The following is a 26989-nucleotide window of genomic DNA, read 5'->3' on the forward strand; positions in this document are numbered from 1 at the left end:
GGCGTCTCGTGCGTCGCGGCGAAGGCGGTTCCGCCGCTCTTCCCCGGGCCGTGTCACGGCCCGGGGAAGAGCGGCGGCTAGCGGTTCAGGGGCGGATAGTGGCCGCCGGGCTCGCTCGGGGTCTCGTCCCTGATGACCTCGCCCTGGACCACCTTGCCGTCGGGGCGGTGGATACGGGCCTGCTGGAAGGCGTCGCCGACGGAACCGGGGGCCGCCAGTCGCATCCTGCGCTCGAAGGCGCCCTGCGCGTAGCGGCTGACGCCCTTCTGGACCGGCGGGACCAGCAGGAGCAGGCCGATCGCGTCCGAGATCAAACCCGGGATCATCAGGAGCAGGCCGGCGAGCATCGTCAGGCCATTGCCCCGGCCGCTGTCGCCCGGTGACGCCACACCGCCCTGTGCCTGCTGGAACGTCCGGCTCAGGTTCTGGAAGGCACGGCGGCCGGCCCGCTTGATGACCACGGAGCCGAGGACGAACCCGGCGACCAGCAGCAGGAACACCGTGAAGCCGCTCGTGGCGTGCGCGACGAGTGTCAGCAGCCAGATCTCCAGCACCATCCACACCGCGACACCGAGCGGCAGGAAGGTGCGCAGCCGCGAGCGCCGCGGGCGGGAGGGAGCGGGGGTCGGAACGCCTGTCGTCATGCTCCCAGTGTGCCTGGGCCCGCCTCTGTTCGGGATAAGCGCACGCTCAATCCCTGCCGCCGGGCGGCCGGCCCCACCGTGACGGCACCGCTCGCCGGCCCCGGCGACAGCGCGGGCCCACCGGCCCGTCCTGTCGCCGCGAGGGCCGGTGGGCCCGCCCGCGCGGTACCGGGACAGTGCCGGACGGTGTCAGGGCTGCTTGCGGCGGCCCGTGATGCGGCCGACGCGCTCGCCCACGCCCCACGTGGTGACGCGCCACAGCGCCTCCACGAGGATGTCGCGGCTCATCTTGGAGTCGCCCAGCTCGCGTTCGACGAAGGTGATCGGGACCTCGACGACGTGGTAGCCGGCCCGCACCGCGCGGCGGGCCAGGTCGACCTGGAAGCAGTAGCCCTGGGAGGCGACCTCGCCGAGGCCGAGGCCTTCGAGGGTCTCGCGGCGGAAGGCGCGGTAGCCGCCGGTCACGTCCCGGATCGGCACGTCGAGCAGGACACGGGAGTAGAGGCTGCCGCCGCGCGAGATGAACTCGCGGGACTTGGGCCAGTTCACCACGCGGCCGCCCGGCACCCAGCGCGAGCCGAGGACGAGGTCGGCGCCCTTGAGCGCGGTCAGCAGACGGGGAAGTTCCTCCGGCTGGTGCGAGCCGTCGGCGTCCATCTCGATGAGGACGCCGTAGCCGTGCTCCAGGCCCCAGCGGAACCCCGCGAGGTAGGCGGCACCGAGCCCTTCCTTGCCCTTGCGGTGGAGGACCTGGACGTTCTCGTCGTCGGCCGCCAGCTCGTCGGCCAGCTTGCCCGTGCCGTCGGGGCTGTTGTCGTCCGCCACCAGGACGTGCGCCTCGGGCACGGCGGATCGCACCCGGCCGACGATCTTCTTGATGTTCTCCGCCTCGTTGTAGGTCGGAATGATCACCAAGGCCGTGCCGAGCGGGCCGAACCGCCTCCCCTGGGCTTCCGCCGCGAGGGTCCCGTCGCCGTCGTTCACTGCTGCCCCTTCGTATCCGTACGCAGGGGTCCACCATAGTGCGCCCAGCCTGCGCTGTTGCGTCGCAGCATGCCTACGGGGGTGTCGATTCGCCAAGAGGCGGGTAAGACGGGCACCCCGTGGCGGAAAACGCGTCCTGCGGATCGGGGCCCGGCGCCCTTCGGGCCGGCCCGGGACCCGCTGGCTGCGGATCGACCGAAAGCCGTTGTCTACTGAACGTCCGGGCCCCACCCGGGTCGCACCTGCCGACCTGTCGGAACGTTCCATCTCCTCGCGGCGCCGACGCTGGGCCTGGCTCCCGGCGGCGGGTGCGCCGGTCGGCGCACCACCCCTGACCCAGCGGCGCCGCAAGGCCGTGCGGAAGTTCCCCGGCCGGCCGTCCGGTGGTGGACCCGGCCGAACCTACCCGCCCCCTGCGGTCGGCTGTCAACACTGGCTTGATCTGCACCTTTCCGGCAAAGCCCAGGTCAGCGCCGAGGAAACGCAGGTCGAACGACGGGGTGCCGGGCCCCCGGCGCGACCCTGGCACCCCGGTACATCACTCGTTGGGCCGTACGAACACCGTCCGTCCGCCGACCACCGTGCGCAGACAGAGGGGGAGGTCGCCGCCGGGGGTCAGATCCGGCAGTCCGGGGGTGCCGGAGCGGGGGTCGGTGGACCAGCGCGCGACCCGGTCGTCGGGGGCCTGCACGAGGAGGCGGCCGGTGCGCCACACCGCGTAGTCCGCGGGCGCGCCCGGCACCAGGATGCCCGCGTCGTCCCGTCCGACGGCCCGCCAGCCGCCCCGCGTGTGGGCCGTGAAGGCGGCCCGCACGGACACCCGGTGTCCGGGCGTGCGGTGGAAGGCCGCCGCGCGCACGGTGCCCCACGGGTCGAGCGGGGTCACGGGGCTGTCGGAGCCGAAGGCCAGCGGCACGCCGGCGCGCAGCAGGGCCGCGAACGGGTTGAGCTCCCGGGCCCGCTCGGCTCCGAGCCGCTGGGCGTACATGCCGTCCTCGCCACCCCACAGCGCGTCGAAGGCGGGCTGCACGGAGGCGGTGAGGCCGAGCTCGGCGAAGCCCGCGACGGTCTCCGGGGTGAGCATCTCGGCGTGCTCGACGCGGTGCCGGGCGGCGCGCACGCGTGCCAGGCCGACCTTCTCGGCGGCGGCGCGGACGCCCTCGACCACCGAGGTCACCGCGGCGTCCCCGATCGCGTGGAAGCCCGCCTGGAGGCCCGCCTCGGTGCAGGCGACCACGTGCGCGGCGACGGCGTCCGCGTCGAGGTGGGCGACGCCCGTGTGGTCCGCGTCGAGGTACGGCTCGCGCAGACAGGCGGTGTGGGAGCCGAGGGAGCCGTCGACGAACAGGTCGCCGGCCGCGCCGACGGCGCCCAGGGCCCGCGCCTTCTCGACGTCGCGGTCGGCCCAGTAGCCGACGACCCGTGGTCCGGGCTCCTCGGCGGCGAGCCGCAGCAGTCCGGTGAAGTCGTCCTCGGAGGAGATCTCGGGGCCCGCGCACTCGTGCACGGAGCCGATGCCGAGCGAGGCCGCGTGGGCGAGCGCGGCGCGCTGGGCCTCCGTGCGCTGCTCGGCACCGACCGCGCCGAGGGCCGCGGCACGCACGGCGTGGTGGGCGTCGCGGGTCAGGGGGCCGTCGGGCGCGTACCCGGCGAGTGCCGTGACGCCGGGGACCAGGTCCAGGAGCGCGCTGGTGGCCACGGCGGAGTGCACGTCGATGCGGGAGAGGTAGAGCGGGCGTCCGCCGGTCGCGGCGTCGAGTTCGGTGCGGGCCGGGGGCCGGCCGCCGGGCCAGCGGGCCGCGTCCCAGCCGTGGCCGAGCAGCACCCGGTCGGCCGGACGGGCGGTGGCGAACTCGCGTACGAGGGCGAGGGCCGCCTCCAGGGACGGCGCGTCGGACAGGTCGAGGCCGGTGAGCGCGAGCCCGGTGGCGGTGGTGTGCACGTGCGCGTCGGTGAACGCCGGGGTGACCAGGGCGCCTTCGAGGTCCACGACCTCGTCGACGCCACCCGCGAAGGCGTCGGCGGCCCCTTCCGAGCCGACCCAGGCGACATGACCCCGTTCCACGACCATGGCGGTGGCGAAGGGGTCGGCGGGGCTGTGGACTTCTCCACCGCGCAGCAGCACGGTGTCCGACGGGGCGGTGCTCTCACTCATGGGAACAGTCTCGCGCCTGCCGGCGTCCGGCCGTCGCCCGGGTGGGGGCGACACGGCGGGGCGGCCGGGGAGACCCGCCCGTCCGGACGGACCCGCGGACCGGACGCCCGCACCCCGGAGGGACCCTCAGATGCGGGGCGGGCGGGACTCGTACGGTGTCGACAGGACGACCGTGGTGCGCGTCGACACGCCCGCGAGCGCCCGCAGCCGCCCGAGGAGTTCCTCGAGTTCGTGCGGGGTCGAGACACGTACCTTGAGGATGTAGTTCTCGTCGCCCGCGACGCTGTGGCAGGCCTCGATCTCCGGTACGCCCGCGAGGCGTTCGGCGATGTCGTCGGGGGCGCTGGGGTCGAACGGCTTCACCGAGATGAAGGCGGTCAGGGGCAGCCCGACGGCCTCCGGATCCACGACCGCGGCATAGCCCCGGATGACGCCGCGCTGCTCGAGACGGCGCACCCGCTGGTGCACGGCGGACGTGGACAGGCCCGTGGCCTTGCCCAGGTCGGTGTAACTCATCCGCCCGTCTGCGACGAGCAGCTGCACGATCTGTCGGTCCAGCTCCTCCATGGCGCAAGAACCTACAGGGCCGCCGATCCCCCGGGATACCTCAGCGGTGCAGGTCATACCCGCTTTGTGATGTGCCCGGTCCCGGTCGCGCGCCACCTGGCCGACAGAAACTCCGCCGGGGCCGGGCACCTGCGGGCGGCATGTGACGAAGGACACACGGATGCAACCGGGTCCGCGATGTTCGCGTGATTACCCCGGAGACGGGACGGGAAGTGCTTGCTGTGGTCGAGGTCGCAGCGCCTTGTCGGCCCACCCGAGGGGGAGAATCCCATGCAGAGTCTTAAGCGCCCTGGTCGTACCGCACCCAAGCGGCAGCAGGCCGTTCTCGAGCCCGAGCCGGAGGATGTCGAATCCGACGCCCTGGACGGTGACGAGTTCGACGCGTACGACACCTTCGAGATGTACCGGGTCATCTGCCCGGACTGCGCGCAGCCCATCGCGCTGCTGGCGGACGAGGAGGTCCTGCCGGAGCACGCCCTGTGCGCCTCCCCGTGGAACCCGTTCGGACTCACCGTCTGCTCGGGCACGGGACGCGCGGCCGCCGGGGCGCGGTCCGCGGACGACACCGCGGAACTCCAGCAGCAGGACACCGCCCTCCTGCTGACGCTCCCTCAGGGACTCGACTGGCGCACGCAGCCGTTCTCCCACGTGGGCGGACCGGGCTCGATCCCGATGCGCGTCCACGAGATGCGGCGCGCCGCCTGACCGGTCGCCACATCCGTCGGCGACGTCCGGTCCACCCCAGCGACCGCTCCGCACCACGGCCCGCGGGCCGCCGTGGTGCGGGACCGGTGCGTACGGGGCCGGACGACGCGCTCTCGCGGACCTCGCGGGGGTCCCGCCGCGAACGCATACCCGATTCCGCGGGCGGGTGACCTGTCCGCACGCCCGGGCGTTGCCCCGGTATGAGCCCCACACCTTCCGCGACCGGGCACCGGCGCCGGATCCTCGTCCCGGCTCCGATGGAATCGGTTCACTGGGCACCACCCCCGCCGGTTCAGGACCCGCCCATCTACCGTGCCCTGATGCGCGCCTGGGCCGACCGGGGCCGGGCACTGCCGGGGCACCACGACCCCGAGTGGGCGCGCCTGGTGGCGCCGTCGGTGATGTACGGGTACGGACGGTTCGGCGCGCTCACGGAACCGCGGGAGGAGGAACGCTTCGCCCCGGGCCGGGACCCGCGCGAGGACGGGCACTTGGACGCGCCCGGGGACCCGCGGCGCGAGTTCCGTGCGGGCACGGCTCCCCGGGGGGAGTTCGGCGCGGGCGCGGATCCCCGGGGAGAGTTCGGCGCGGGCGCGGACCCTCGCGTCGGTCTCAGCCCGTCCCGGGACCCACGAGGTGCCGCGCGATGACCATGCGCTGGATCTGATTGGTGCCCTCGACGATCTGCAGCGCCTTCGCTTCCCGCATGTACCGCTCGGCCGGGAAGTCGGCGGTGTACCCGTACCCGCCCAGGACCTGGACGGCGTCCGTGGTGACCTTCATCGCCCCGTCCGTGCACAGCAGTTTCGCCATGGCGGCCTGCTTGGAGAAGGGCCGGCCGGCATCGCGCGACCGGGCGGCGGCCAGGCAGAGCGCCCGGCCGGCCTCGATCCGGGTGGCCATGTCCGCGAGCATGAAACGAAGCCCCTGGAAGTCCGCGATCCGTCCGCCGAACTGGCGTCGTCCCATGGCGTACGCGACGGCCTCGTCCAGCGCGGCCTGGGCCACCCCTGTCGCGCAGGCCGCGATGCCGAGCCTCCCGGAGTCGAGCGCCGACAGGGCGATCGCGAAACCCTGGCCCTCGTCGCCGAGGCGACGGGCGTCGGCGACCCGCACTTCGTCGAAGTGGACCTGTGCGGTCGGCGAACCCTTCATGCCCATCTTCCGCTCGGGCGGCGAAGCGCTCAGTCCCTCGGCGTCGCCGGGCACCAGGAAGGCGGTGATGCCGCGCGGGCCCTCGCCGCCGGTCCGCGCGAACACCGTGCAGAAGTCGGCCACCCCGCCGTGCGTGGTCCACGCCTTGGTGCCGGTGACGACCCACTCGTCCCCCTGCCGTACCGCCTTCGTCCGCAGCGAGGCGGCGTCGGAACCCGAGGACGGCTCGGAGAGGCAGTACGCGCCGAGCAGGCCGCCGCCGAGCATCGCGGGCAGGTGCCGGGCCCGCTGCTCCTCGGTCCCGTAGTCCGCCAGCGCGTGGCAGGCGAGGGTGTGGACGCTGACGCCGAGGCCCACGGTGAGGCGGGCCATGGCGAGTTCCTCGAGGACCTGGAGGTAGACCTCGTACGGCTGGCCTCCGCCACCGTGGGCAGGGTCGTACGGCAGTCCGAGCAGTCCGGACCGCGAGAGCAGTCCGAAGACCTCGCGCGGAAAACGCCCGGCGTCCTCCTCCTCGGCCGCCCTCGGGACGATCTCGCGCCGCGCGATGTCGCGGACGAGCGAGATCAGCTCCCGGGCCTCGTCCGTGGGCAGCTGACGGTCCACCGGCTGCGGGGCGCGATCGGGCACGGCGGCGCTCCTCCCTGTTCGGGCACGTCGGCGGACGCCGGCCCGGGGGCGGCGGCGCCGGGTCTCACCTGGCCCCGCCGATGCTCCCGGCCCGACTCACGAAACCCGGCGAACGACGGCCGTGGCGCCGGGAGTACGCCCGAACGGAGGCACGGCCGCGCCGGACGCCGACGGACGCACGCACCCGATCACTCGATTGGTCCGAACCATTGACAGGGCGGTCTGGTCCTCATACCGTTCCGTCAGTCGCCGCACCGTTCCGTCAGTCGTCCCGCCGGGCGTCGGGCGGGGCCACGTAGGAGGGGTCGAGCTCTTCGACGGCGCGCATCGCGCCCCCGAGCATCTTCACCAGCAGCTCGCGCATCGTGTCGCGCGGCAGCACGGGGTGGTCGATCCAGTCGAGGGTGGCCCCCTCCACTCCGTGCAGCCAGCCGAGCAGGGCGACGCGCGGCAGCGGTCCGACCTTGCCCTTGCCGTACGCCCCTTCGGCGATCGTCGCGACGATCGCCTCGCGCACGCCCTCGCGTATCGCCTGCACTTCGGCGTCGAAGCCCACGCCGCCCGCGATGATCGTGCGGTAGGCGGCCTGGTTGTGCTCGGCGTAGCGGAGATAGCCGTCGATCGTGCGCTGGACCCGCTCCACCCCGGGGAGCTCCAGACCGTCGGCGGCCCGGGAGACCAGATCCGCGACCGAGTCCTCGACGATGGCGAGGTAGTAGCCGCGCTTGGACTTGAAGTAGTAGTAGATCAGCCCCTTGGCGACATGCGCCTGACGTGCGATGTCATCCATCGACAGCGCGTCGTACGACGTGTCGGCGAACAACTTCCTTCCGATGGCGATGAGTTCGGCGCGGCGCGCCAGTGAGCGGTCGGTGCCCCGCGTACGGGGACGGTCGACCTCACGCTGTTGACTATTATTCAATTCCGGCCCTGGTCTCCAACTGCCGACGGAACATGCGCAGTATGGCAGAACCGTGCCGACCGTCATCCGGGGGCGATCGGCCCGTCGCTCGTCGGGCCCGGGCGCGTGCCGCGGGCTCCCCGGCGGCGCCCTGTCAGATCAGACCGAGCCGGGTCACCAGCATCGCCACGGCCACCACGAGGATCCAGCCCACGACGTGTTCGAGGATCTTCGGGCCGTCGTCCTTCGGGCCTCCGGTCCGGGCGCGGAGACGAGGGGCGGTGGCGGAGCTCGTGGTCATGGCATCTCGCTGACGTAGTGGTGCGGTGGCGTCCCCCGGCTCCCGTCGGCTCCCCACCGACCCGGCCACCTTGCCACCGGAGCCGCGGTCGCCGGTAGAGACCGAGGTCACGTCCGCGGCTCGACGGCGCCGGATCCCGCGGGATTCCGCCCGGCCGCCACCTCACGTGTGTCTCGTCACACGGCCCCGGCCGGGGCCGTGATCGCCCCGCGGGGACGGCGCTCCGGCCGGTCCGGCGGCCCCCGTCGGGCGGGGACCGCCGGTCACGTCACCGGACGCCCACCGCCGCGAGCGCCTTGCGCTGCCGTGCCGAGGGATGCGCCGGGAAGTACAGGTAGCAGACCCCGCCGGTACCGGAGACGACCTTCCCGGAGGCGTTGTAGCGCTTGGTGCGCAGCCAGATGTTCTCCCACTCGGAGCGCTTGTAGACCCTGCGCACCGCGTCGTCGCCGGGCGAGGCCGGGTCGTTGGCGATCACGTCGCCGTCCGCGGTGAACCCCACGACCGTCATGAGGTGGCCCGAGGTGCCGTACCCCGCGCCCGTCAGCTCGGACTTGAGGAACGACTGGGACGTTATGGCCGGGATGCCCGCCGCGATCAGCGTCTCCAGGTCGGTGAGCGAGCCGAGCCGGGTCACCACGCCCTGGAGGTCCTTGTACGTGGCCGCGTAGGCGGCGTTGAAGGGCCAGTTGCCGCAGCCGGCGTACTGGTAGTCGTAGGTGGAACGGGCCGCGAGGCACACCTGCGGATCGGCGTACGAGGGGTCGACCCAGGCGAGCTGCCCGGCGGTGGGCCTGCGCCCCCAGTACTCGATGATCATCTGCGAGGAGGTGGGGCTGCACCAGGCCTCGCCGCCGTTGTCGTACTCCGGGTACTGGCCGGCGTGGATCTCCTGCGAGTAGCGCGGGACGTTCAGCTCCTGGGCGAGGCCCGGGGCCGAGGCGGGGACGGTGAAGCGGTCCGGGATGTCGGAGCCCATCGCTCCGAGGCGCCACACGGTGGGCGTGATCCTGGAGCCCGGGGTGCGGTAGAGGGTCAGGCGCAGCCGGTAGGAGAGGAGGCGCAGGCCGGAGGCGGCGTCGTCGATGGAGAAGGTGTCCGTCCAGATGGTGCTGCGGCCGTCGGTCTGGTCGTCCACGGAGGTGCGCCGGATGTCCTGGTCGCCGGAGGCCCAGCGGCCCATCACGTACCAGGGCGTGTCCGTGCCGTCGGAGTAGGTGCCGGTCAGCTCGACCTGGAGCCACGTGCCGGCCGGGGTGTGCGCGTTCCAGGAGGCGATGGCCTCCGTGGCGGGGACCGGGAGCCGGTGGACCGGCGAGGTCCAGGTCGCGTACTCCCAGGCGGCCGTCCTGCCGGTGTGGGGGTCGGTGTAGTCCGCCGTGCCGGCCGGGGCGGCGATCACCAGGCCGGGACGGGCGCCCCGCACGACCCGCGTGCCCGCCGCGCTTCCCGTGCGCCAGTCGCTGTACGAGGTCCAGGCGCGGTTGTCGACAAGACCTCCGGGGGCTCTGGTCCGGGGGACCGGGGCGGCCGGGGCGGCGGCGGACGCGGGGCCCGCGGCCCCCACCGCCGCCGCGGCGACCGCGGCGGTCAGGACGATTCTGCGGGACGGCTGTTCGGCTCTGCTCATGGGCGGAGAACCCCCAGGGTGTCCGGAACGGGCGGGCCCAGTGCTCTGTCGTGCGCCAACTATGGACGCCGGGGAGCGACTTCTGCCAGCACTTCGGCCCGTGCCGCACCCACCAATATTGGTCGGGACCACTGACATGACCTGGGGCGCCCCGGCCCCGGCGGGCGCCGGGGCCGGGGCTGAGGGGTGATCAGACGAGGTCCATGGCCGCGACCTCGTCGGGGCGGCCGTAGCTGACGGGCCCCTGGAAACGGCGGCGCGCCGTGGCGAACCACCACACCGTCGCGACGGTCAGCACCACGGCCAGGGCGATCGAGGCGTAGTTGAAGTTGTCCCCGGTGATCGGCGAGACCTGGGGCAGCATGAAGAGCACGCTGCTGGCGAGGATCCAGGTCACGGCCACCCAGCCGACGGGCTTGCTCCAGCGGCCCAGGTTCCAGGGGCCGGGCTGGAACTCGTCGCCGAGCCGCAGCCGCAGGAAGACCGGCACGGCGTAGGCGAGGAAGAGTCCGACGACGTTGACGCTGACGATGGCCGTGAAGGCGGTGTGCGACCACCATCCGGGCAGGACGAGGGCCAGCGAGCAGGCGACCGCCAGCCAGACGGCCTTGACGGGGGTGCGGGTGCGCGGTGAGACGGAGTGCCACCAGCGCGAGCCCGGCATCGCGCCGTCGCGGGAGAAGGCGAAGATCTGCCGGGTGTTGCTGGTCAGGTTGGCCAGCCCGCAGAAGAGCATGGAGCCGATCACGATGAGCAGGATGAACTTAGCCATGCCCATGCCAAGCCCGTCGATGAGGATCTGCACGGGCGGCGCCGAGGAACCGGCGACCCGGTCGTAATCATGAATGCTGTACACGAGGGCGAGCATCAGGATGAGCCCGGTGATCGCCGAATAGCCTATCGAACGGGTGATCCCCTTCGGTGCGTTGACCGTGGCCCGCACCGTTTCCTCGGACATGTGGAAGCTGCCGTCGAAGCCCGTGAAGGTCCAGCTCGTGACCAGCAGACCGAGCATCCCTCCGTAAATCCCGTTCGTGAAACCGGTGTTGTTCGCGAAATGAGTGACGAACGAGGCCGACTGGTGGTCGTCGGGCATCACGACGAGCGTGCTCACGATCACCACGAGCCCGATCAGGAGCCACCACACGGAGATCCGGTTCAGCACGGCGACCAGCTGGACCGTGTAGGTATTGGCCAAACCCTGGAGCACGATGATCAGCGCCGTGATGAGGACCGTCTGCTCGGCCGTCGGACGGTACGAGTCCCACTGCAGGGCGACGAACGCCTGGATGAAGGTGGCGGCCGCGTAACCGGTGGCCGCCGTACCCCCCACCTGACCCACGAAATTCAGCCACCCCGTGTACCAGGACCAGGCGCCCTTGTGCCGCTTGGCGAGCTTGCCGGCGGAGAAATAGAGCGCCCCGCTGGTCGGATAGGCGGAGGCGACTTCCGCCATCGCGGCACCGATGAAGAGCACCATCACCGAGACGCCGATCCAGCCGAACACGAGAATGCGCGGGCCGCCGGCGTTCATGCCGAACCCGAAGGACGAGAAAATACCGGAAATAATGTTGATGATGGTGAAGGAGATCGCGAAGTTGTCGAACGCCTGGAATCGACGGGTGAGTTTTCTCGGATATCCCATCGCATGGAGCGTGGCGTCGTCGTCGAAGGCCGCGGAATCCTTTCCGGGGCCGGTTCTCCGACCCGGGGCCGTTATTCGCTCTGACACGGCTGTCCTTTCTCTCGGGGGTGATTCGGGACGACGGGGAGGGCCGGCGGTCAGCCGGCCCCCGGCACGGGCAGGCCGCAGGCGCGGCGGGCGCGGGAGAGCTGCTCCGCGGGTTCGCCGAACACGCTCCACGGCATGCGGCAGGCGTAGGGCCCCATGGCCGTGAACACCGCGCGCGCCTCGAACTCGCGCTGCGCCATGAAGAGCGCGTGCGCCAGGTACGCCAGGTCTAGCACCGGTGTGAAGCGGTATCCGGCCACTTCCGGTAGCCAGTTCTGGTAGATCGCGAGCGCCGTAGAACGCCACTGCGGCTGCTCCCAGGTGCGGTCGACCAGCAGTTGCGTGGGGTTGTAGCTCTCCACCAGGGCCACCAGCGGCAGCAGCCGCAGCGGCGAGGAGACGGGGGCGCGCTGGCTCAGGAAGGCGGCGACGTCCCAGGCGGCGTTCACGGAACCGCCGTAGCGCGTGAAGAAGAACGCCAGGAACCGGTGGTGGCCCTCACGGTTCCAGGGGTCGAGGCGCAGGACGTGCGAGAACAGGCGCCAGGGGCCGGGAGGCCGGGTCAGCAGCCCCTCCGGGGCCGGGTCGCGCAGGTCGTGCAGCCGGGCCATGGACAGCCGGGCGACCCAGGGCGTGGGATCGGCCCGGTCCATCAGCGCGGCCCGGTCGCAGGCGGTCAGCGCTATGCGTTCCAGCGCCTCGGCCCGGTCGTCCTTGGCGTCGGCCGCGCGCAGCGCCCGCAGCACGGCCACGCGGGCCCACATCAGGGCGGCCTCGGGGGTCTGCTCCTCCGCCAGCCAGCGTTCGGCGAGGTCGGAGTCGGCGGCCTCGGAGGCGAGGACCAGGGAACGATGGGCCCGTAATCCGTAGTCGGAACGGGTCTCCTCAAGAGCTTGGTGGGCGCTCAGATAGCGGCCCGCTCTGACGTCCGTGCAGACACTCGCGAGAGTGCGGTCGTCGGCCGCTGGATGCCACACATACTGCCCCTCGAATAAACCCGCGGCCATCTTCCCCTGTCCGTCCCCGTACGACTTCGCCGTTCCTCGACAAGAACCCTACTCAGCATCTCCGAGTACCGGAACGCCCTATCCGAAATAGCCGGTTCCGCGGGGCCGGGAATTTTGGGAGCGGGCCCGTGAAGTTCTTGAGGATTGTTCAGCGAATAGTTCAATGCGACACCATCCTGAACCCATGGATCCGCTGTGGACGGCACCTCGATAGAATGTTCCCCAGGACTATGCCCACCCCGCACCTCACCCCGGGAAACCCCATTCACGACCTCGCCTCGCGGCTGCTCCGGCTGCCGCCCTCCTGCGGGCCCGTCCGGCTGATCGGCGTGGACGGCCACGCCGGCTCCGGAAAGACCACGTTCGCCGGGTCACTGGCGGCGGCCCTGGGCGGCGCGCCCGTACTGCACCTCGACGACATCGCCACCCACGAGGAGCTCTTCGGCTGGACCGGGCGCCTGCTGGGCCGGGTGATCGAGCCGTTCGGGCGCGGCGAGGCCGCGCTGTACGCCCCTTACGACTGGACCGCCCGGGAGTTCGGACCGGTCCGCGAACTGCCGGCCGCGCCCGCGGTGATCGTCGAGGGCGTCGGGGCCGGACGCCGTGCGCTGCGCCCGTGGCTCGCGCGCGTCCTGTGGATGGAGTTGCCGCCCGAGCGGGCCTGGGCGCGGGGACGGCGGCGGGACGGCCGGGCGCAGAGCGACTTCTGGGACGGATGGGTCCGGGCCGAGCGCCGGCACTTCGCCGAGGACCCCACACGGCCGTTCGCGGACCTCGTGGTGCGGCAGTGTCCCGAGGGGTACGAGGTGTCGCCAGGGCCTGCCGGGACGTCTGGACCGGACCAGTCCATCACTCAACGTGATGGACCATCCGCAGCGCGCTGAAGTCGCGAAGACCCACTCCGGAGAAGTTGCCTCGGTGTCCCAACTCCGCTTGACCAGGGGGCCGTACAGGTCTTACGTTCTGAAGCAGCGGCCCTTCGGGAACCGCCCGCAGTCGCGAAGCCCCCGGTTGTTCCCCCGTGATCGGGGGCTTCGTTCTGCCCACACCCTCTCTTTCCGGACACCCCGAGGCGTGATTCGCTCACCCTGGGTCACCGTCCGCCGTGCGTCCCGCCCGCTCCCACCTCGTGGAACGGGCCGTGCTGCACCCTTCGGCAGGCCCGTCGACCGCGGGTACCATGCCTCTCGGTACGGCTTTCGGACGGCTGCTCTGCCGCACCGCTTCAACTCCCGTCCGCGGCACAGTCGTTCGACCAGAGCTGCCGACGGGCACCGGCCCGGCGGCGAGGGGATGTCCTGATCCGCGAGGTACTCCCCGACCATCGGGGGCACGGTTTGTGGGGGACGTGATGGACTTCGGCACGCAGGGCCCCGAGGCCCCGGCCGACCTCGCCTGGCTGCGGGGCGTGGACGCCTACACGATGGGCGCCTACCCGCAGGCGGAGGAGGAGTTCCGCGCCGCGGTCCGGATGGACCCCGGCATGGCGGACGGCTGGCTCGGACTGCACGCGCTACGGGTGGACACGACGACCGCGCTGCTGCGGATGTTCCGGCACCGGGACCGCTTCGGCGAGCAACGCTCCCGCCACCGACGCACCCTCAACTCCTGGTACTGGCTGGGCTGGTGGGTCCAGCCGGTACTGGAGAGCCCGCGCGACCTGCTGCTCGCGCACGCCTCGCACTGGCTCGACGGTCGCCATGTCCCCGAACTGGACCGGGCGCTCGCCGGTCTGCCGCCGGTCGACGCGGACCACCAGGTGCGGTTCCTGCACGCGTGCCGCGCCTATCTGGTCAAGGACTGGGAGCAGTTGGTGCGGCACACCGATCCGCTGATCAACGATCCCATGCTCGGCATCGAGGCCGGCCTGTTCGGCGGCATGGCACGGGTCCGGCTGGAGATGTACGGACAGGCCGAGCCGCTGCTGTCGTCCGCCCTGATGCGCTGCCGCAGCGAGCAGCCGCAGCGCAAGGAGCTGCGGTACTGGCTGGCCCGCGCCCACGAGGGCACCGGGCGCTCCGCCGCGGCCCTGCCCCTGTACCGGGCGGTGCACCGGGTCGACCCCTCCTTCATGGACACCTCGGCGCGGCTCGCGGCCATCGCCGAGGGGGACGGGTACGACGACGCCGCCGCCGACCTCGCAGCGATCACGCTCGCCGGGATCGGGCAGGACGTGCTGGAGGGCCCGGACGGCATGGACGCGCTGTTCGGCACCGAGGGGCGCGATCTGAGGCTCCCGGACCCCGACCCGTCGCCGCCCGGCGCCCTGCCGGTCCAGACCGACGGCTTCCGGGAGAAGGCCGTGATCCCGGTGCAGCCGATGCCCGCGGGACCGACGGACCCCGCCCTGCTCGACGAGGCGCTCGCCGAGCTGGAGCGCATGGTGGGCCTGGAGCCGGTGAAGCGACAGGTCAAGGCGTTGTCGGCGCAGCTGAACATGGCCAGGCTGCGCACCGGGCAGGGTCTGCCGGTGCAGCCGCCGAAACGGCACTTCGTCTTCTCCGGCCCCTCCGGCACCGGCAAGACCACGGTGGCGCGCATCCTCGGCCGGGTCTTCTACGCGCTCGGGCTGCTCGGCGGGGACCATCTGGTCGAGGCCCAGCGGGCCGACCTGGTCGGCGAGTACCTCGGCCAGACCGCCGTGAAGGCCAACGAGCTGATCGACTCGGCGATCGGCGGCGTCCTGTTCGTGGACGAGGCGTACTCCCTGTCCAACTCCGGCTACGGCAAGGGCGACGCGTACGGCGACGAGGCCCTTCAGGTGCTGCTGAAGCGGGCCGAGGACAACCGGGACCACCTGGTCGTCATCCTCGCCGGTTACCCCGAAGGCATGGACCGCCTGCTCGCCGCCAACCCCGGTCTCTCCTCGCGCTTCACCAGCCGCGTGGACTTCCCCTCCTACCGCCCGCTCGAACTGACCTCCATCGGTGAGGTGCTGGCCGCCGAGAACGGCGACATCTGGGACGAGGAGGCGCTGGACGAGCTCCGCTCGATCGCCGGGCACGTCGTCGACCAGGGCTGGATCGACGAGCTCGGCAACGGCCGCTTCCTGCGCACCCTGTACGAGAAGAGCTGCGCGTACCGCGATCTGCGGCTGTCGGGATACCCCGGCACGCCCTCGCGCGACGACCTGTCGACATTGCGTCTGCCCGACCTCATGCAGGCCTATGGGGAGGTCCTCTCGGGCCGGGGCCCGCAGGATCCGTCGGGGATGTGAGAGGGCCCCGGTCCCGCCGGGGCCGTACGACCGTCACGGGTCGCACGGCCCACGGGAAACCGGGGCCCACGCACGCGGTCAGCTCGCCAGCGCCTCCTCGGCCTGGCCGGGGCGCGGTTCCGCGACCCGCACCGGCGTCACCTCGCGGTGCGCCGGGTCCCGTACCTCGCCGACCAGCAGTTCCAGCACGTCCTCGAGGGCCACGAGGCCGAGGACCTTCCCGGAGGCGTCGGCGACCTGGGCGAGGTGGGTGGCGGCACGGCGCATCACGGTGAGGGCGTCGTCCAGCGGGAGTTCGGACCGCAGGGTGGTCATCGGCCGCCACATCTGCTGCGGCACCGCCCGCTCGGACTCCTCCAGGTCGAGGACGTCCTTCACGTGGAGGTAGCAGCCCATGAAGGCGCCGTTCTCCGCGACCACGGGGAACCGGGAGTACCCGGTGCGCGCGGTGAGCGCGACGACCTGGCCCGGGGTGACCGACGGGTCCACGGTGACCAGCGAGGCGCTGTCGAGGAGGACGTCGGTGACCGGACGGGAGCCGAGTTCCAGGGCGTCCTCGAGGCGCTCCTGCTCCTCGGGTTCGAGGAGTCCCGCCTGTCCGGAGTCCTCCACCAGCCGGTTGAGCTGCTCGCTGGTGAAGACCGCCTCGACCTCGTCCTTGGGCTCGACCCGGAACAGCTTGAGGATCAGCTGCGCGCAGGCGCCGAGGGCCACCGTGACCGGGCGGCACACCCGGGCGAAGGCGACCAGTCCGGGACTGAGCCACAGGGCCGTCCTCTCGGGCGCGGCCATCGCCAGGTTCTTCGGGACCATCTCGCCGATGACGAGGTGGAAGAAGACGACGAGGGCGAGCGCGATCACATAGCCGAGGGGGTGGATCACCCCGTGCGGCAGCCGGACCGCCTCGAAGACCGGCTCCAGCAGCCGGGCGACCGTGGGCTCGGCGACCGCCCCGAGGGTCAGCGAGCACAGGGTGATGCCGAACTGGGCCGCCGCCATCATCTGCGGCAGGCGCTCCAGGCCGTACAGGACCTGCCGGGAGCGGGCGGTGCCCAGCGGTTCGATCTGGCTGCGCCGTACGGACACGAGCGCGAACTCGGCGCCGACGAAGAAGCCGTTGGCGAGCACCAGCAGGCCCGCGAACAGCAGTTGGAGCATGCTCATCGGACGGCCTCCGGGGCGAGCGCGGTCCGCACGAGGCGGACGCGTTCGGCGCGGTAGTGCCCGACCTGCCGCACCACGAGGCGCCAGCCGGGGAGCTCGGCCCTGTCACCGGGGGCCGGGATCCTGCCGAGCAGGTCGGCGACGAGGCCCGCCACGGTCTCGTACGGTCCCTCGGGCACGTCGAGGCCTATGCGCTGCAGGATGTCGACCCGGCAGCTGCCGTCGGCGTCCCAGGCGGGCCGGCCGTCCTCGGGGGGAGCGACCGCGAGTTCGGGCTGCTCGCCCTGCACGTCGTCGTGCTCGTCGCGGACCTCGCCGACGAGTTCCTCGACGATGTCCTCCAGGGTGACCACGCCGGCCGTGCCGCCGTACTCGTCGACGACGACGGCGATCGGCTGTTCGCTGCGCAGCCGCTCCAGGAGGGGCTGCACGGGCAGGGTCTCCGGAACGAGCAGCGGGGCCTGGGCGATCCGGCCCACGGGGGTGCGCAGCCGGTCGTGCGCGGGGATCGCGAGGGCGTCCTTGAGGTGCACCATGCCCACGACCTCGTCGATCCGCTCCCGGTATACGGGGAAGCGGGACAGGCCGGTGGCACGGGTGAGGTTGACGACGTCCTCTGCGGTGGCCGACGACTGGAGGGCGCTGACCTTCACCCGCGGCGTCATGACGTGCTGCGCGGTGAGGTCGGCCAGGGACATCGTGCGGACGAAGAGGTCCGCGGTGTCCTGTTCCAGGGCGCCCGCGCGGGCCGAGTGACGGGCGAGGGAGACGAGTTCGCCGGGGGTGCGGGCGGAGGCCAGCTCCTCGGCGGGTTCCACGCCCAGGGCGCGGACGAGCCGGTTGGCGACCGTGTTCAGCGCGGCGATCACCGGGCGGAACAGCCGGGAGAAGACCTGCTGCGGGCCGGCGACGAAGCGGGCCACCTGGAGCGGCTTGGACACCGCCCAGTTCTTGGGCACGAGTTCACCGACCACCATCTGCACGGCCGAGGCCAGCAGCATGCCGGTCACCACGGCGACGCCGGGCACCGCGCCCCCGGGCAGTCCGAGCGCCCCGAACGGGCCGTCCAGCAACCGGGCGAGGGCCGGTTCGGCGAGCATGCCGACGACGAGCGAGGTGATGGTGATGCCGAGCTGGGTGCCGGAGAGCTGGAAGGACAACTCCTTGAGCGACTCGACGACCGTGCCGGCGCGTTCGTCGCCGTCGGCCGCGGCCTTCTCGGCGTCGGGGCGCTCGACGGTGACGAGGCCGAACTCGGCGGCCACGAAGAAGCCGTTGGCGAGGATCAGCAGGAACGCCGCGCCAAGGAGCAACAGGGGGATGGTCATGCCGCCGCCTCGCTATGTCGGAAGGGGGCGGCGCAGGTACTACAGGACGATCCGTCCATCGCTGGAGGGAGTCACTCCTCGGGTAGCAGGGAGCCTCTGGGGGCCGGAGCACGACGGAGGCGGAGGCGCGATGAAAACGCCTCCGCCGACAGATTAATCAAGACATGGGCTCTCGGGGCAGGGTGGAGGGCCGAGAGTCAGCTCTCGTGTCCGCCGTTGCGCCCGTCCGGCTCCTGGATCGCCCGGGCCGAAGCCAGGGCGCGCAGGGCACGGGCGTCCTCGATGGCGCGCTGCTTGGCGATGCCCGGCTGGATGCCGAGCGCCGGGAGACTGGTGCCGTCGCTGAGGTCGAGGAACACCCAGGGGTCACCGGGACGCAGGTTGACCTGGAGGATCTCCGCCCAGTCCAGGTGCCGGCGGCTCGCGATGTTGACGACGGTGACACCGCCCTCGTCGGCGACGACCTTGGGCCGCGAGAGCAGTACGAGCACGCCGAAGAGCAGCGCCGCGGTGAGGATGAAGCTGAGCCGCTCCCCCGGGCCGAGTTGCTCCAGAAGCATGGCGACCGTGGTGATGACCACAAGGATCGAGGCGCCCGCGGTGAGCAGCACGGCCCGGGTACGGGAGGGGCGGAAGGTTACGGGAAGGGTGGGAAGGTCCGACATGTCCATTGGTTCCGTCAGAGCCGGCAGGCGTGGATGGCCGTGGTCAGGATGGCCCGCGCGCCGAGCGCGTACAGGTCGTCCATGATCCGCTGGGCCTCCTTGGAGGGGACCATGGCGCGGACGGCGACCCAGCCCTCGTTGTGCAGGGGCGAGATGGTCGGCGACTCCAGGCCGGGAGTGAGCGCGACGGCCCTCTCCAGGTGCTCGGCGCGGCAGTCGTAGTCCATCATCACGTACGTCCGCGCGACCAGCACGCCCTGGAGGCGGCGCAGGAACTGCTGCACCTTGGGTTCGGCGTCCTCGGTGGGGCCGGCCCCGACGCGGCGGACGACGACGGCCTCGGACTTCATGATCGGCTCGCCGAAGATCTCCAGACCGGCGTTGCGCAGCGAGGTCCCGGTCTCCACGACGTCCGCGATGACCTCGGCGACACCGAGTTCGATGGCGGTCTCGACGGCGCCGTCGAGGTGGACGACGGAGGCGTCGATGCCGTGGTCGGCGAGGTGCCCCGCGACGATGCCCTCGTAGGAGGTGGCGATCGTCCTGCCCTTCAGGTCCGCGACGCCGTTGGCGGTGCCCGGCTTGGCGGCGAAGCGGAAGGTGGAGCGGGCGAAGCCGAGCGGGAGGATCTCCTCGGCGTCGGCTCCGGAGTCGACCAGCAGGTCGCGGCCGGTGATGCCGATGTCGAGGCGGCCGGAGGAGACGTAGATCGCGATGTCCCGGGGGCGGAGGTAGAAGAACTCGACCTCGTTGTTCGGGTCGACGATCCGCAGTTCCTTGGACTCCCGGCGCTGCTGGTAGCCGGCCTCATGCAGCATGTCCGCCGCAGGTCCTGAGAGGGAACCCTTGTTGGGGACGGCGATGCGCAGCATGAGGTCGGCTTCCTTTGCTCGATGGTGTTCGGGACGGGTGGGACGGGCGGACGTGCTCGGTGAAGGGGGTACCGCCGGAGCGGCCCCTACAGATGCGCGTACACGTCGTCGAGGGAGATCCCGCGCGCGACCATCATCACCTGGACGTGGTAGAGCAACTGCGAGATCTCCTCGGCGGCGGCGTCCTTGCCCTCGTACTCGGCGGCCATCCAGACCTCCGCGGCCTCTTCGACGACCTTCTTGCCGATGGCATGGACGCCCTTGCCGACGAGTTCGGCGGTGCGCGAGGTGGCGGGATCGCCCGTGGCGGCCTTGTGCTGGAGCTCGGTGAAGAGCTCCTCGAACGTCTTATTGGACATGGTGGTCCTCACCCTACGCGCTCGGGGCCGTACCTCAGTGCCAGGGTTCAGATACTGAGCGGAGGGTGGCCGCGGTCGCCACGGCGGCCGTCACCGCCTCGTGCCCCTTGTCCTCGTTGGAGCCCTCGATGCCCGCGCGGTCCAGGGCCTGCTCCTCGGTGTCACAGGTCAGCACACCGAAGCCGATGGGGACGCCGGTGTCGATGGAGACCTGGGTGAGGCCCTGGGTGACGCCCTGGCACACGTACTCGAAGTGGGGGGTCCCGCCGCGGATGACGACGCCGAGGGCGACGATCGCGTCGTAGCCGCGGCCCGCCAGGACCTTGGCGGCGACCGGCAGTTCGAAGCTGCCGGGGACCCGCAACAGGGTCGGCTCGTCGATTCCCAGCTCGCGCAGGGCGCGCAGCGCGCCGTCGACGAGACCGTCCATCACCTTGTCGTGCCACTGTGCCGCGATGACCGCGACCCGCAGGTCGCCGCAGTTGCGTACGGACAGTTCAGGTGCACCCTTGCCGCTCACGTCTCTCCTTCAGTCCCGCTGTGCCGTGTTGCCGATAGTGCCGTGCTGTCGTGCTGTCGTGCTGTCGTGCTGTCGTGCTGTCGTGCCGATGGTGCTGTGCGCCGCCGGTGGTGCCGGTCGTGCGGGGTCACTGGCTCCCGCAGGCCGACACGGTGGCCGAGTCGAGCCAGGGCAGGTCGTGTCCCATCCGGTCCCGCTTGGTCAGCAGGTAGCTCAGGTTGTGCTCGCCCGCCTGGACCGGCATCGGTTCCCGCCCGGTGACCCGCAGGCCGTACCGGACGAGCGCGTCGGTCTTGTCGGGGTTGTTGGTCATCAGGCGCAGGCTCCGGACACCGAGGTCCTCCAGGATCCGGGCGCTCGCGCCGTAGTCCCGGGCGTCGGCGGGCAGGCCGAGTTCCAGGTTGGCGTCGAGGGTGTCACGGCCGCGCTCCTGGAGCTCGTACGCGCGGAGCTTGGAGAGCAGGCCGATGCCGCGCCCCTCGTGGCCGCGCAGGTAGACCACGATGCCCCGGCCCTCGGCCTGGATGCGCTCCATGGACGTCTGGAGCTGGGGACCGCAGTCGCAGCGGTGCGAGTGGAACACGTCGCCGGTGAGGCATTCGGAGTGGACGCGGACGAGGACGTCCTCGCCGTCGCCGATCTCGCCGTGGACGAGGGCGACGTGCTCGACGCCGTCGGCGGTGGAGCGGTAGCCGTAGGCGGTGAACTCCCCGAAGGCGGTGGGCAGACGGACCTCGGCCTCGCGCCGGACGGTGGGGGCGGCCGCACCGGCCCCGGCCGACGTGCCCTGTTCGGTCGAGCGGCGGTAGGCGATCAGGTCCTCGATGGAGATGATCGTCAGGCCGTGCTTGCGGGCGAAGGGGATCAGCTCGGGCAGCCGGAGCATCCGGCCGTCCTCGCCCGCGATCTCGACGATCGCCCCGGCCGGGCGCAGTCCCGCGAGGCGGGCCAGGTCGACGGCGGCCTCGGTGTGGCCGTTGCGGGCCAGCACGCCTCCGGGCCGCGCGCGCAGCGGGAAGATGTGGCCGGGGCGCACGAAGTCGTCGGCCCCCGAGACGCCGTCCGCGAGGAGCCGCAGGGTGGTGGCGCGGTCGGCCGCCGAGATGCCGGTGCTCACCCCGTGGGCGGCGGACGCGTCCACCGACACCGTGAACGCGGTCTTCATCGACTCGGTGTTGTCGTCGACCATCTGCGGCAGCCGCAGCCGGTCGAGTTCGTCGCCCTCCATGGGCGCGCAGATCAGTCCGCGGCACTCGCTCATCATGAAGGCGACGATCTCGGGGGTCGCCATCTCGGCGGCGACGACGAGGTCTCCCTCGTTCTCGCGGTCCTCGTCGTCGACGACCACGATGGGACGGCCGGCCGCGATGTCGGCGATGGCCTGCTCGACGGGGTCGAGCGCGAAGTCCGAGGCATCCTGATCGTGCCCGGTGCTGTACCAAACCGGCGCCGTTGTCATGCCGGGGCTCCTTCCATGACGGGCTGCCCGGCCTCACGGGAGCGCAGCCACCAGTCGCGCATGCCCCACAGGACGAGCGCGCCGTACAGGACGTAGACGAAACCGGAGAAGGCGTAGCCGTTGGCGAAGTTGAGCGGGACGCCCACCACGTCGACGAGCAGCCAGGCGAACCAGAACTCGACCATGCCGCGGGCCTGCGCGTACATGGCGACGATCGTGCCGACGAAGATGTAGGCGTCGGGCCAGGGGTCCCAGGACAGCGTCGGGTACGCGTGGAACAGGCCGCTGACCGCGAGGGTGCCCACGACCGCGGCGCCCACCATGGACGCGCGCTCGCGCCAGGTGGCGAACCGGACGGAGACGCGCCCGTCCTCGCCCTCGCCGCGGTTCCACCGCCACCAGCCCCACAGGGCCACGGCGATGACCACGACCTGCTTGCCGGCGCTGCCGGCGAGGTGGCCGAAGAAGGCGGCGAAGAGGACGAGTCCGGAGAGGAGCTGGACGGGCCAGCTCCACACGGAGCGGCGCCAGCCGAGTGCCAGGGCGATCAGACCGATCACGTTGCCGATCATGTCCGACCACATGATGTGCTGGTCGAGGAGGACGAAGGCCTCGGAGTTGAGCCAGTTCACCGACCGGCCTCCTGTGCGCCGGGCCGCTCACCGCGTGCGCCCAGCAGCCGCTCGACGTACTTGGCGATCACGTCGACCTCGAGGTTGACCGGGTCGCCGGGCTGCTTGTGGCCCAGCGTGGTCAGATCGAGGGTGGTGGGGATGAGGCTGACGGTGAAGAAGTCGGGGCCGGCGTCGACCACGGTCAGGCTGATGCCGTCGACGGTGATGGAGCCCTTCTCGACCACGTAGCGCGAAAGGTCGGCGGGCAGCGAGATCTTGACGATCTCCCAGTTCTCGGACGGCTTGCGCTCGATGACCGCGCCGGTGCCGTCGACGTGTCCCTGCACGATGTGGCCGCCGAGGCGCTCGCCCACGGCCATCGGCCGTTCCAGGTTGACGCGGGAGCCGACGGTGAGGGCACCGAGGCTGGAGCGGTTCAGGGTCTCGGCCATGACGTCGGCGGTGAACTCGTCGCCCTCGTGCTCGACCACGGTGAGACAGACTCCGTTGACGGCGATGGAGTCGCCGTGCTGCGCGCCCTGCGTGACGACGGGGCCACGCAGCCGGAAACGCGAGGCGTCGTCGAGGATCTCGACGGCGGTGACCTCACCCAGCTCTTCGACGATTCCGGTGAACACTTCCCGGGTCCTCCTGCCTCATGGGGCACGGACTCCGGGGCTGTCGATGACGACACAATGAGCGGACCGCGGCACACCGGGAGCGACGCCGAAAGGACACCCGTCCCGCAGGACGAGCAGCAACAAACGGCAGCGCGCACGAATGCCCGCCCGCCGCGCACTGCCTCCCATCCGGACTTTAACCGTCGGTCCAGGAATTTCACCTGGTCAACCGGCCGCTGGAAGCGACCGGGTCGCGGACTGTAACCGCCGGTTCGGAATTACACCGACCCCGGAGTGCGCTGCTTCTGGTACATGGCCAGTGTGCCACGCCCGATCGGCGGTCATGCGGTCGCACCTCTGTGGGGTGGCTCACAGGCGTTCGGCATGGACTTCCGCGGAACGGGCCGCCGGTCAACTCCCCCGCCTCCGCGCGACCTTGGACCACGGCGCGCACTTCCGCGACTGGTCCATACCTATTGACGCTATGGTCTAGTCCTCTTAGTGTCCTCGGTCAAGACTGCGTGATCATTCATCGCCAGTCCCCCCACGATCGACCCGGCGGCGGTGACGAAGGCCCTTGCCCCGCCGCCGGGTCTCCAGCCGGCCCGGCGGGCCGGCCCCCACGTGATCCGCGTACGCGCGGCCCCTGCGACGCTGGAGGGGTGACGACGAGCCCCGCCGACGAGTTCGAGACGTACCGCCCGCGCCTGTTCGGGCTCGCCTACCGCATGCTCGGTTCCGCCGCCGACGCCGAGGACACCGTGCAGGACGCCTATCTCCGCTTCGGCGGCGCCGACCGTACGGGGGTCGAGCAGCCCGGCGCCTGGCTCGCCAAGGTCGTCACCAACCTCTGCCTCAACCGGCTCGCCTCGGCCCGCGCGCGACGCGAACGGTACGTGGGGCCCTGGCTGCCCGAACCGGTCGTCACCGCGGACGGCGCCCTCGGCCCCCTGGAGTCGGCGGAGCGGCGCGACGCCGTGTCCGTGGCCCTGCTGGTGCTGCTGGAGCGGCTGACCCCGACCGAGCGGGCCGTCTACGTCCTGCGGGAGGCCTTCGCCTACGGCCACCGGGAGATCGCCGGTGTCCTGGAACTGAGCGAGGCCAACTGCCGTCAGCTGTACCGGCGGGCGGTGCGGCGCCTCGCCGTGCCCGAGGCCCGTTTCGACGCTCCTGCCGAGCAGCGGGCCCGGCTCGTCGACTCCTTCCTCTCCGCCGCCCGCGAGGGCGATCTGGCGGGCCTGGAGCGGCTGTTCGCCGAGGAGGTCGTCTGGTGGTCCGACGGCGGCGGCAAGGTCTCCGCGGCGCGGCGGCCCGTCGAGGGACGCGAGAAGGTGCTGCGCTTCCTGGCCGGTGTCACCGGCCGGGCCGGGGCGGACGGGTTCGCCCTCTCGGTGGCCGAGGTCAACGGCCACGACGCCCTGATCGTCCGCGGCCCCGCGGGCGCGGACGGGGTCGCGGACGTGATCGGCGTCGTCGCCTTCGAGGTCCGCGACGGCGTGATCACGGAGGCGCGCATGGTGATGAACCCTGACAAGCTGGAGTTCCTGGGACGTCAGCTGGAACGGGTCCGCACTCCGGGGTGACCGGGACCCGGGAGCCGACGGGCCGGGGGACCACCGGGCTCCGCCCGTTCGCCGGCGGCGTTGTCACATTCCCGGGGGCTGCGCGGTCTCAGTCGGCGAGGGGCGCTCCACCCGGGAGCGTCCGACGTGGAGAGGACCGAACAGCATGACCACGATCCTGGTGACCGGCGGCACCGGAACCCTCGGCCGGCTCGTCACCGAGCGGCTGAGGGCGGACGGCCACGAGGTGCGGGTGCTCAGCCGGCACGCGCAGCCGTACGCCGTGGATCTGCGCGAGGGCGGCAGCGGCCTGGAGGCGGCGGTCGCGGGGGCCGACGCGATCGTGCACTGCGCGACCTCGCCCCGCGGCGGCGACGAGCGGGCGGCCGAGCAGCTGATCGCGGCCGCGCGGCGGGCGGGAGTCCCACATCTGGTCTACATCTCGATCGTCGGCGTCGACGCGGTGCCGTTCGGCTACTACAGGACCAAACGGGCCGTGGAGAAGCAGGTCGAGGAGTCCGGGCTCGGCTGGACGATCCTGCGCGCCACCCAGTTCCACGACCTGGTGGCCCAGGTCCTCGGCGGACTCTCCAGGCTGCCCGTGCTGCTCCTGCCCGCCGGGGTCTCGGACCAGCCGGTCGAGACCGCCGAGGTGGCCGAGCGGCTGGCCGCACTGGCGGCCGGGGCGCCCGCCGGGCGGGTCGAGGACATGGGCGGGCCCGAGGTGCGCACGTTCCGTTCGCTGGCGCGGGCCCACCTGCGCGCCGTCGGCAAGCGCCGTCCGCTGCTGGAGGTACGGCTGCCGGGCAAGGCCTACCGGGCGTTCCGGGAGGGGCACCACCTCACACCGGGGCACGCGGCGGGGAAGGGAACGTTCGAGGACTTCCTGGAGGCGCGCTCCGGGAACCCGCGCTGACCTCGCACCACGGCTCGGACGACGAGGTTCCCGGCCCGGGGCCTACCGCGACGGCGACGGGGCGAACAGTTCGTCCTGCGCGCCGTCGCGCGCGATCAGCAGGGCGCCGCGCAGCACCGCGCCCCCGCCCAGCGCGCTCGCGCGCACCTCGGTCGGGAGCGGCGAGATGCGGGCGAGCCGCCGCCCGACCCGGGCGGCGAGCTCCGCGCCGCCCGCCTGGCCGACCTCGCCGCCGAGGACCACGCACCCGGGGTCCAGCACGGCGCCGACGGAGGCCGCGCCGACGGCGAGGCGCTGGGCGAGGGCGTCGAGGAAGCCCTCGGCGGCCGGGCAGCCGGGGCCCGCCAGCGCATGCCGCACCAGCGCCGCGGCGTGCGGTTCGTGGCCCTCGGGCCGGGCCTGGACACCGTGCTCCGCCGCCAGCTCCGCGACCGCCGCGGACCCGACCAGCGAGTGGAAGCCGCCTCCGCAGTCGGTCGCCGAGGGCAGGCTCGCGGTGCCCGGCACCGGCAGGAAGCCGATCTCCCCGGTTCCTCCGGAGGCGCCGCGGCGCAGGGCGCCGTCGAGGACGACGGCGGCGCCGGTGCCGTGGCCCAGCCACAGCAGGACGAACGTGTCGCGGTCCCGGGCGACACCGTCGCGCTGTTCGGCCAGGGCCGCGAGGTTGGTCTCGTTCTCGACGAGGACGCGGGCCTCGGGAAGCCGTTCCTGGAGGGCCGCGACCAGACGCCGGTGCCAGGCGGGCAGACCGGTGGAGTTGCGGAGTTCGCCGCTGGCGGGATCGATCAGACCGGGTGCCCCGATGCCGACGGTGTGCAGCCTGCCCCATCCCCGGACGAGTCCGGGCGGGGGCGGCGCCCCGAGGGACCCCGCCTCCTTCGCCACCCGCTCGACCAGCGCGACCGCCTGCTCCACCGCCGGCCCGGTCCCGGTGCCCTCGCCGATGGGCACGGACGCCTCGGCCAGGACCTGGCCGACCAGGTCGGAGACGACGACGGACACGCCCTCCGTGCGGACGTCCAGCGCGGCCAGATGGGCGCGGTCCGCGACGATCCCGTAGACCCGGGCGTTGGGGCCGCGCCGCTGCTCCCCCGATTCCCCGACGACGGTGACGAGACCGGAGGCCGTGAGGCGTTCGACGAGGTCGGCGACGGTCGGCCGGGACAGTCCGGTGAGCTGCTTCAACCGCGTGGCCGTCAAAGGGCCTTCCTGCTGCAGCAGCCGCAGGGCGAGCCGGTCGTTGATGGCCCGTGCGGTGCTCGGGGATGCGGGCATGCCGGGA

General features: G+C 72.2%; 26 protein-coding genes and 1 riboswitch. Of the genes, 6 read left to right on the forward strand and 20 right to left on the reverse strand.

Annotation, left to right across the window (positions count from 1 at the left end):
* Positions 1–77 precede the first annotated feature (77 nt).
* From fxsA to ACICHK_RS08420, 4 genes are all read right to left on the reverse strand, one after another.
* Complete coding sequence (fxsA, locus tag ACICHK_RS08405) at positions 78–644, reverse strand: FxsA family membrane protein (RefSeq protein ID WP_406836426.1); 567 nt, start codon at positions 642–644, stop codon at positions 78–80.
* A gap of 189 nt (positions 645–833) precedes the next feature.
* A complete protein-coding gene (locus ACICHK_RS08410; RefSeq protein WP_406836427.1) occupies positions 834–1628 on the reverse strand; it encodes a polyprenol monophosphomannose synthase in 795 nt (264 codons plus the stop codon).
* Between the two features lie 538 nt (positions 1629–2166).
* Entirely contained in the window at positions 2167–3783 is a 1617-nt protein-coding gene (locus ACICHK_RS08415) for an amidohydrolase (RefSeq protein ID WP_406836428.1), read from the reverse strand.
* 126 nt (positions 3784–3909) lie between these two features.
* Positions 3910–4350 carry an Lrp/AsnC family transcriptional regulator gene (locus ACICHK_RS08420; RefSeq protein WP_037621061.1) on the reverse strand — a complete coding sequence of 147 codons (441 nt, stop codon included), beginning with the start codon at positions 4348–4350 and terminating at the stop codon, positions 3910–3912.
* Positions 4351–4620: 270 nt separating this feature from the next.
* On the opposite strand from ACICHK_RS08420, the gene ACICHK_RS08425 reads away from it, so the two are divergent.
* Together ACICHK_RS08425 and ACICHK_RS08430 are read left to right on the forward strand one after the other, a co-directional pair.
* Positions 4621–5055 (forward strand): hypothetical protein, encoded by a 435-nt coding sequence (locus ACICHK_RS08425; protein WP_406836429.1) that lies wholly within the window; start codon positions 4621–4623, stop codon positions 5053–5055.
* A gap of 320 nt (positions 5056–5375) precedes the next feature.
* Positions 5376–5705, forward strand: coding sequence for a hypothetical protein (locus tag ACICHK_RS08430; protein WP_406836430.1), 330 nt, complete (start codon positions 5376–5378; stop codon positions 5703–5705).
* Here the strand turns inward: ACICHK_RS08430 and ACICHK_RS08435 are convergent.
* The 6 genes from ACICHK_RS08435 to ACICHK_RS08460 all read right to left on the reverse strand — a co-directional run bounded on the left by ACICHK_RS08435 (position 5668) and on the right by ACICHK_RS08460 (position 12411).
* The gene (locus tag ACICHK_RS08435; protein ID WP_406836431.1) at positions 5668–6840 is read right to left on the reverse strand and encodes an acyl-CoA dehydrogenase family protein; all 1173 of its coding nucleotides are present in this window, start codon (positions 6838–6840) and stop codon (positions 5668–5670) included. The genes ACICHK_RS08430 and ACICHK_RS08435 overlap by 38 nt on opposite strands.
* Positions 6841–7102: 262 nt before the next feature.
* Positions 7103–7762: a TetR/AcrR family transcriptional regulator gene (locus tag ACICHK_RS08440; protein ID WP_406836432.1), complete on the reverse strand. Its 660-nt coding sequence runs from the start codon at positions 7760–7762 to the stop codon at positions 7103–7105.
* A gap of 133 nt (positions 7763–7895) precedes the next feature.
* Complete coding sequence (locus tag ACICHK_RS08445; protein ID WP_151468522.1) at positions 7896–8042, reverse strand: SCO1431 family membrane protein; 147 nt, start codon at positions 8040–8042, stop codon at positions 7896–7898.
* A 268-nt stretch (positions 8043–8310) separates the two neighbouring features.
* Entirely contained in the window at positions 8311–9672 is a 1362-nt protein-coding gene (locus ACICHK_RS08450; RefSeq protein ID WP_151468521.1) for a peptidase C39 family protein, read from the reverse strand.
* 190 nt (positions 9673–9862) lie between these two features.
* Complete coding sequence (locus ACICHK_RS08455) at positions 9863–11404, reverse strand: amino acid permease (protein WP_406836433.1); 1542 nt, start codon at positions 11402–11404, stop codon at positions 9863–9865.
* Between the two features lie 50 nt (positions 11405–11454).
* Positions 11455–12411, reverse strand: a complete 957-nt coding sequence (locus ACICHK_RS08460; protein WP_192582324.1) for a hypothetical protein — start codon at positions 12409–12411, stop codon at positions 11455–11457.
* 230 nt (positions 12412–12641) lie between these two features.
* On the opposite strand from ACICHK_RS08460, the gene ACICHK_RS08465 reads away from it, so the two are divergent.
* Positions 12642–13295 (forward strand): uridine kinase, encoded by a 654-nt coding sequence (locus ACICHK_RS08465; protein WP_406836434.1) that lies wholly within the window; start codon positions 12642–12644, stop codon positions 13293–13295.
* 467 nt (positions 13296–13762) lie between these two features.
* Entirely contained in the window at positions 13763–15628 is a 1866-nt protein-coding gene (locus tag ACICHK_RS08470; protein WP_151468519.1) for an AAA family ATPase, read from the forward strand.
* Positions 15629–15706: 78 nt separating this feature from the next.
* On the opposite strand, the gene ACICHK_RS08475 is transcribed toward ACICHK_RS08470, so the two are convergent.
* The 9 genes from ACICHK_RS08475 to ACICHK_RS08515 all read right to left on the reverse strand — a co-directional run bounded on the left by ACICHK_RS08475 (position 15707) and on the right by ACICHK_RS08515 (position 23247).
* On the reverse strand, positions 15707–16792 hold the full coding sequence (locus ACICHK_RS08475; RefSeq protein ID WP_151468518.1) for a hemolysin family protein: 1086 nt from the start codon (positions 16790–16792) through the stop codon (positions 15707–15709).
* Entirely contained in the window at positions 16789–18120 is a 1332-nt protein-coding gene (locus ACICHK_RS08480) for a hemolysin family protein (RefSeq protein ID WP_406836435.1), read from the reverse strand. Before ACICHK_RS08480 ends, ACICHK_RS08475 begins: the two co-directional genes overlap by 4 nt.
* Positions 18121–18317: 197 nt before the next feature.
* Complete coding sequence (locus ACICHK_RS08485) at positions 18318–18785, reverse strand: PH domain-containing protein (RefSeq protein ID WP_151468516.1); 468 nt, start codon at positions 18783–18785, stop codon at positions 18318–18320.
* A 14-nt stretch (positions 18786–18799) separates the two neighbouring features.
* The gene (hisG, locus tag ACICHK_RS08490; RefSeq protein ID WP_151468515.1) at positions 18800–19657 is read right to left on the reverse strand and encodes an ATP phosphoribosyltransferase; all 858 of its coding nucleotides are present in this window, start codon (positions 19655–19657) and stop codon (positions 18800–18802) included.
* An 86-nt stretch (positions 19658–19743) separates the two neighbouring features.
* On the reverse strand, positions 19744–20016 hold the full coding sequence (locus ACICHK_RS08495; RefSeq protein ID WP_030038616.1) for a phosphoribosyl-ATP diphosphatase: 273 nt from the start codon (positions 20014–20016) through the stop codon (positions 19744–19746).
* Positions 20017–20050: 34 nt separating this feature from the next.
* The gene (gene ribH / locus ACICHK_RS08500; RefSeq protein ID WP_151468514.1) at positions 20051–20536 is read right to left on the reverse strand and encodes a 6,7-dimethyl-8-ribityllumazine synthase; all 486 of its coding nucleotides are present in this window, start codon (positions 20534–20536) and stop codon (positions 20051–20053) included.
* Between the two features lie 127 nt (positions 20537–20663).
* Complete coding sequence (locus ACICHK_RS08505) at positions 20664–21995, reverse strand: bifunctional 3,4-dihydroxy-2-butanone-4-phosphate synthase/GTP cyclohydrolase II (protein ID WP_406836436.1); 1332 nt, start codon at positions 21993–21995, stop codon at positions 20664–20666.
* Positions 21992–22627, reverse strand: a complete 636-nt coding sequence (locus ACICHK_RS08510) for a nicotinamide riboside transporter PnuC (protein WP_406836437.1) — start codon at positions 22625–22627, stop codon at positions 21992–21994. The genes ACICHK_RS08505 and ACICHK_RS08510 overlap by 4 nt, the downstream gene beginning before the upstream one ends.
* Positions 22624–23247, reverse strand: coding sequence for a riboflavin synthase (locus ACICHK_RS08515; RefSeq protein ID WP_406836438.1), 624 nt, complete (start codon positions 23245–23247; stop codon positions 22624–22626). The genes ACICHK_RS08510 and ACICHK_RS08515 overlap by 4 nt, the downstream gene beginning before the upstream one ends.
* Before the next feature lie 153 nt (positions 23248–23400).
* Positions 23401–23531: riboswitch (FMN riboswitch) on the reverse strand.
* A 360-nt stretch (positions 23532–23891) separates the two neighbouring features.
* Here ACICHK_RS08515 and ACICHK_RS08520 point away from each other — a divergent pair.
* Positions 23892–24812 carry an RNA polymerase sigma-70 factor gene (locus ACICHK_RS08520; RefSeq protein ID WP_406836439.1) on the forward strand — a complete coding sequence of 307 codons (921 nt, stop codon included), beginning with the start codon at positions 23892–23894 and terminating at the stop codon, positions 24810–24812.
* Between the two features lie 145 nt (positions 24813–24957).
* Positions 24958–25707 (forward strand): SDR family oxidoreductase, encoded by a 750-nt coding sequence (locus ACICHK_RS08525; protein ID WP_406836440.1) that lies wholly within the window; start codon positions 24958–24960, stop codon positions 25705–25707.
* 42 nt (positions 25708–25749) lie between these two features.
* Here ACICHK_RS08525 and ACICHK_RS08530 read toward each other — a convergent pair whose 3' ends face one another.
* Complete coding sequence (locus tag ACICHK_RS08530) at positions 25750–26982, reverse strand: ROK family transcriptional regulator (RefSeq protein WP_406836441.1); 1233 nt, start codon at positions 26980–26982, stop codon at positions 25750–25752.
* Between the last annotated feature and the right edge of the window lie 7 nt (positions 26983–26989).

Source organism: Streptomyces sp. AHU1 (genome assembly GCF_045343905.1).
In the GTDB taxonomy this organism is placed as follows: Bacteria; Actinomycetota; Actinomycetes; order Streptomycetales; family Streptomycetaceae; genus Streptomyces; species Streptomyces triticiradicis.

Coding starts and splice junctions, on each gene's coding strand:
- ACICHK_RS08445 (WP_151468522.1), bottom strand. CDS start 8,042: ATGACCACGAGCTCCGCCACCGCCCCTCGTCTCCGCGCCCGGACCGGA.
- ACICHK_RS08470 (WP_151468519.1), top strand. CDS start 13,763: ATGGACTTCGGCACGCAGGGCCCCGAGGCCCCGGCCGACCTCGCCTGG.
- ACICHK_RS08525 (WP_406836440.1), top strand. CDS start 24,958: ATGACCACGATCCTGGTGACCGGCGGCACCGGAACCCTCGGCCGGCTC.
- ACICHK_RS08475 (WP_151468518.1), bottom strand. CDS start 16,792: ATGAGCATGCTCCAACTGCTGTTCGCGGGCCTGCTGGTGCTCGCCAAC.
- ACICHK_RS08450 (WP_151468521.1), bottom strand. CDS start 9,672: ATGAGCAGAGCCGAACAGCCGTCCCGCAGAATCGTCCTGACCGCCGCG.
- fxsA (WP_406836426.1), bottom strand. CDS start 644: ATGACGACAGGCGTTCCGACCCCCGCTCCCTCCCGCCCGCGGCGCTCG.
- ACICHK_RS08465 (WP_406836434.1), top strand. CDS start 12,642: ATGCCCACCCCGCACCTCACCCCGGGAAACCCCATTCACGACCTCGCC.
- ACICHK_RS08420 (WP_037621061.1), bottom strand. CDS start 4,350: ATGGAGGAGCTGGACCGACAGATCGTGCAGCTGCTCGTCGCAGACGGG.
- ACICHK_RS08415 (WP_406836428.1), bottom strand. CDS start 3,783: ATGAGTGAGAGCACCGCCCCGTCGGACACCGTGCTGCTGCGCGGTGGA.
- ACICHK_RS08530 (WP_406836441.1), bottom strand. CDS start 26,982: ATGCCCGCATCCCCGAGCACCGCACGGGCCATCAACGACCGGCTCGCC.
- ACICHK_RS08430 (WP_406836430.1), top strand. CDS start 5,376: ATGCGCGCCTGGGCCGACCGGGGCCGGGCACTGCCGGGGCACCACGAC.
- ACICHK_RS08480 (WP_406836435.1), bottom strand. CDS start 18,120: ATGACCATCCCCCTGTTGCTCCTTGGCGCGGCGTTCCTGCTGATCCTC.
- ACICHK_RS08460 (WP_192582324.1), bottom strand. CDS start 12,411: ATGGCCGCGGGTTTATTCGAGGGGCAGTATGTGTGGCATCCAGCGGCC.
- hisG (WP_151468515.1), bottom strand. CDS start 19,657: ATGCTGCGCATCGCCGTCCCCAACAAGGGTTCCCTCTCAGGACCTGCG.
- ACICHK_RS08505 (WP_406836436.1), bottom strand. CDS start 21,995: ATGACAACGGCGCCGGTTTGGTACAGCACCGGGCACGATCAGGATGCC.
- ACICHK_RS08485 (WP_151468516.1), bottom strand. CDS start 18,785: ATGTCGGACCTTCCCACCCTTCCCGTAACCTTCCGCCCCTCCCGTACC.
- ACICHK_RS08495 (WP_030038616.1), bottom strand. CDS start 20,016: ATGTCCAATAAGACGTTCGAGGAGCTCTTCACCGAGCTCCAGCACAAG.
- ACICHK_RS08425 (WP_406836429.1), top strand. CDS start 4,621: ATGCAGAGTCTTAAGCGCCCTGGTCGTACCGCACCCAAGCGGCAGCAG.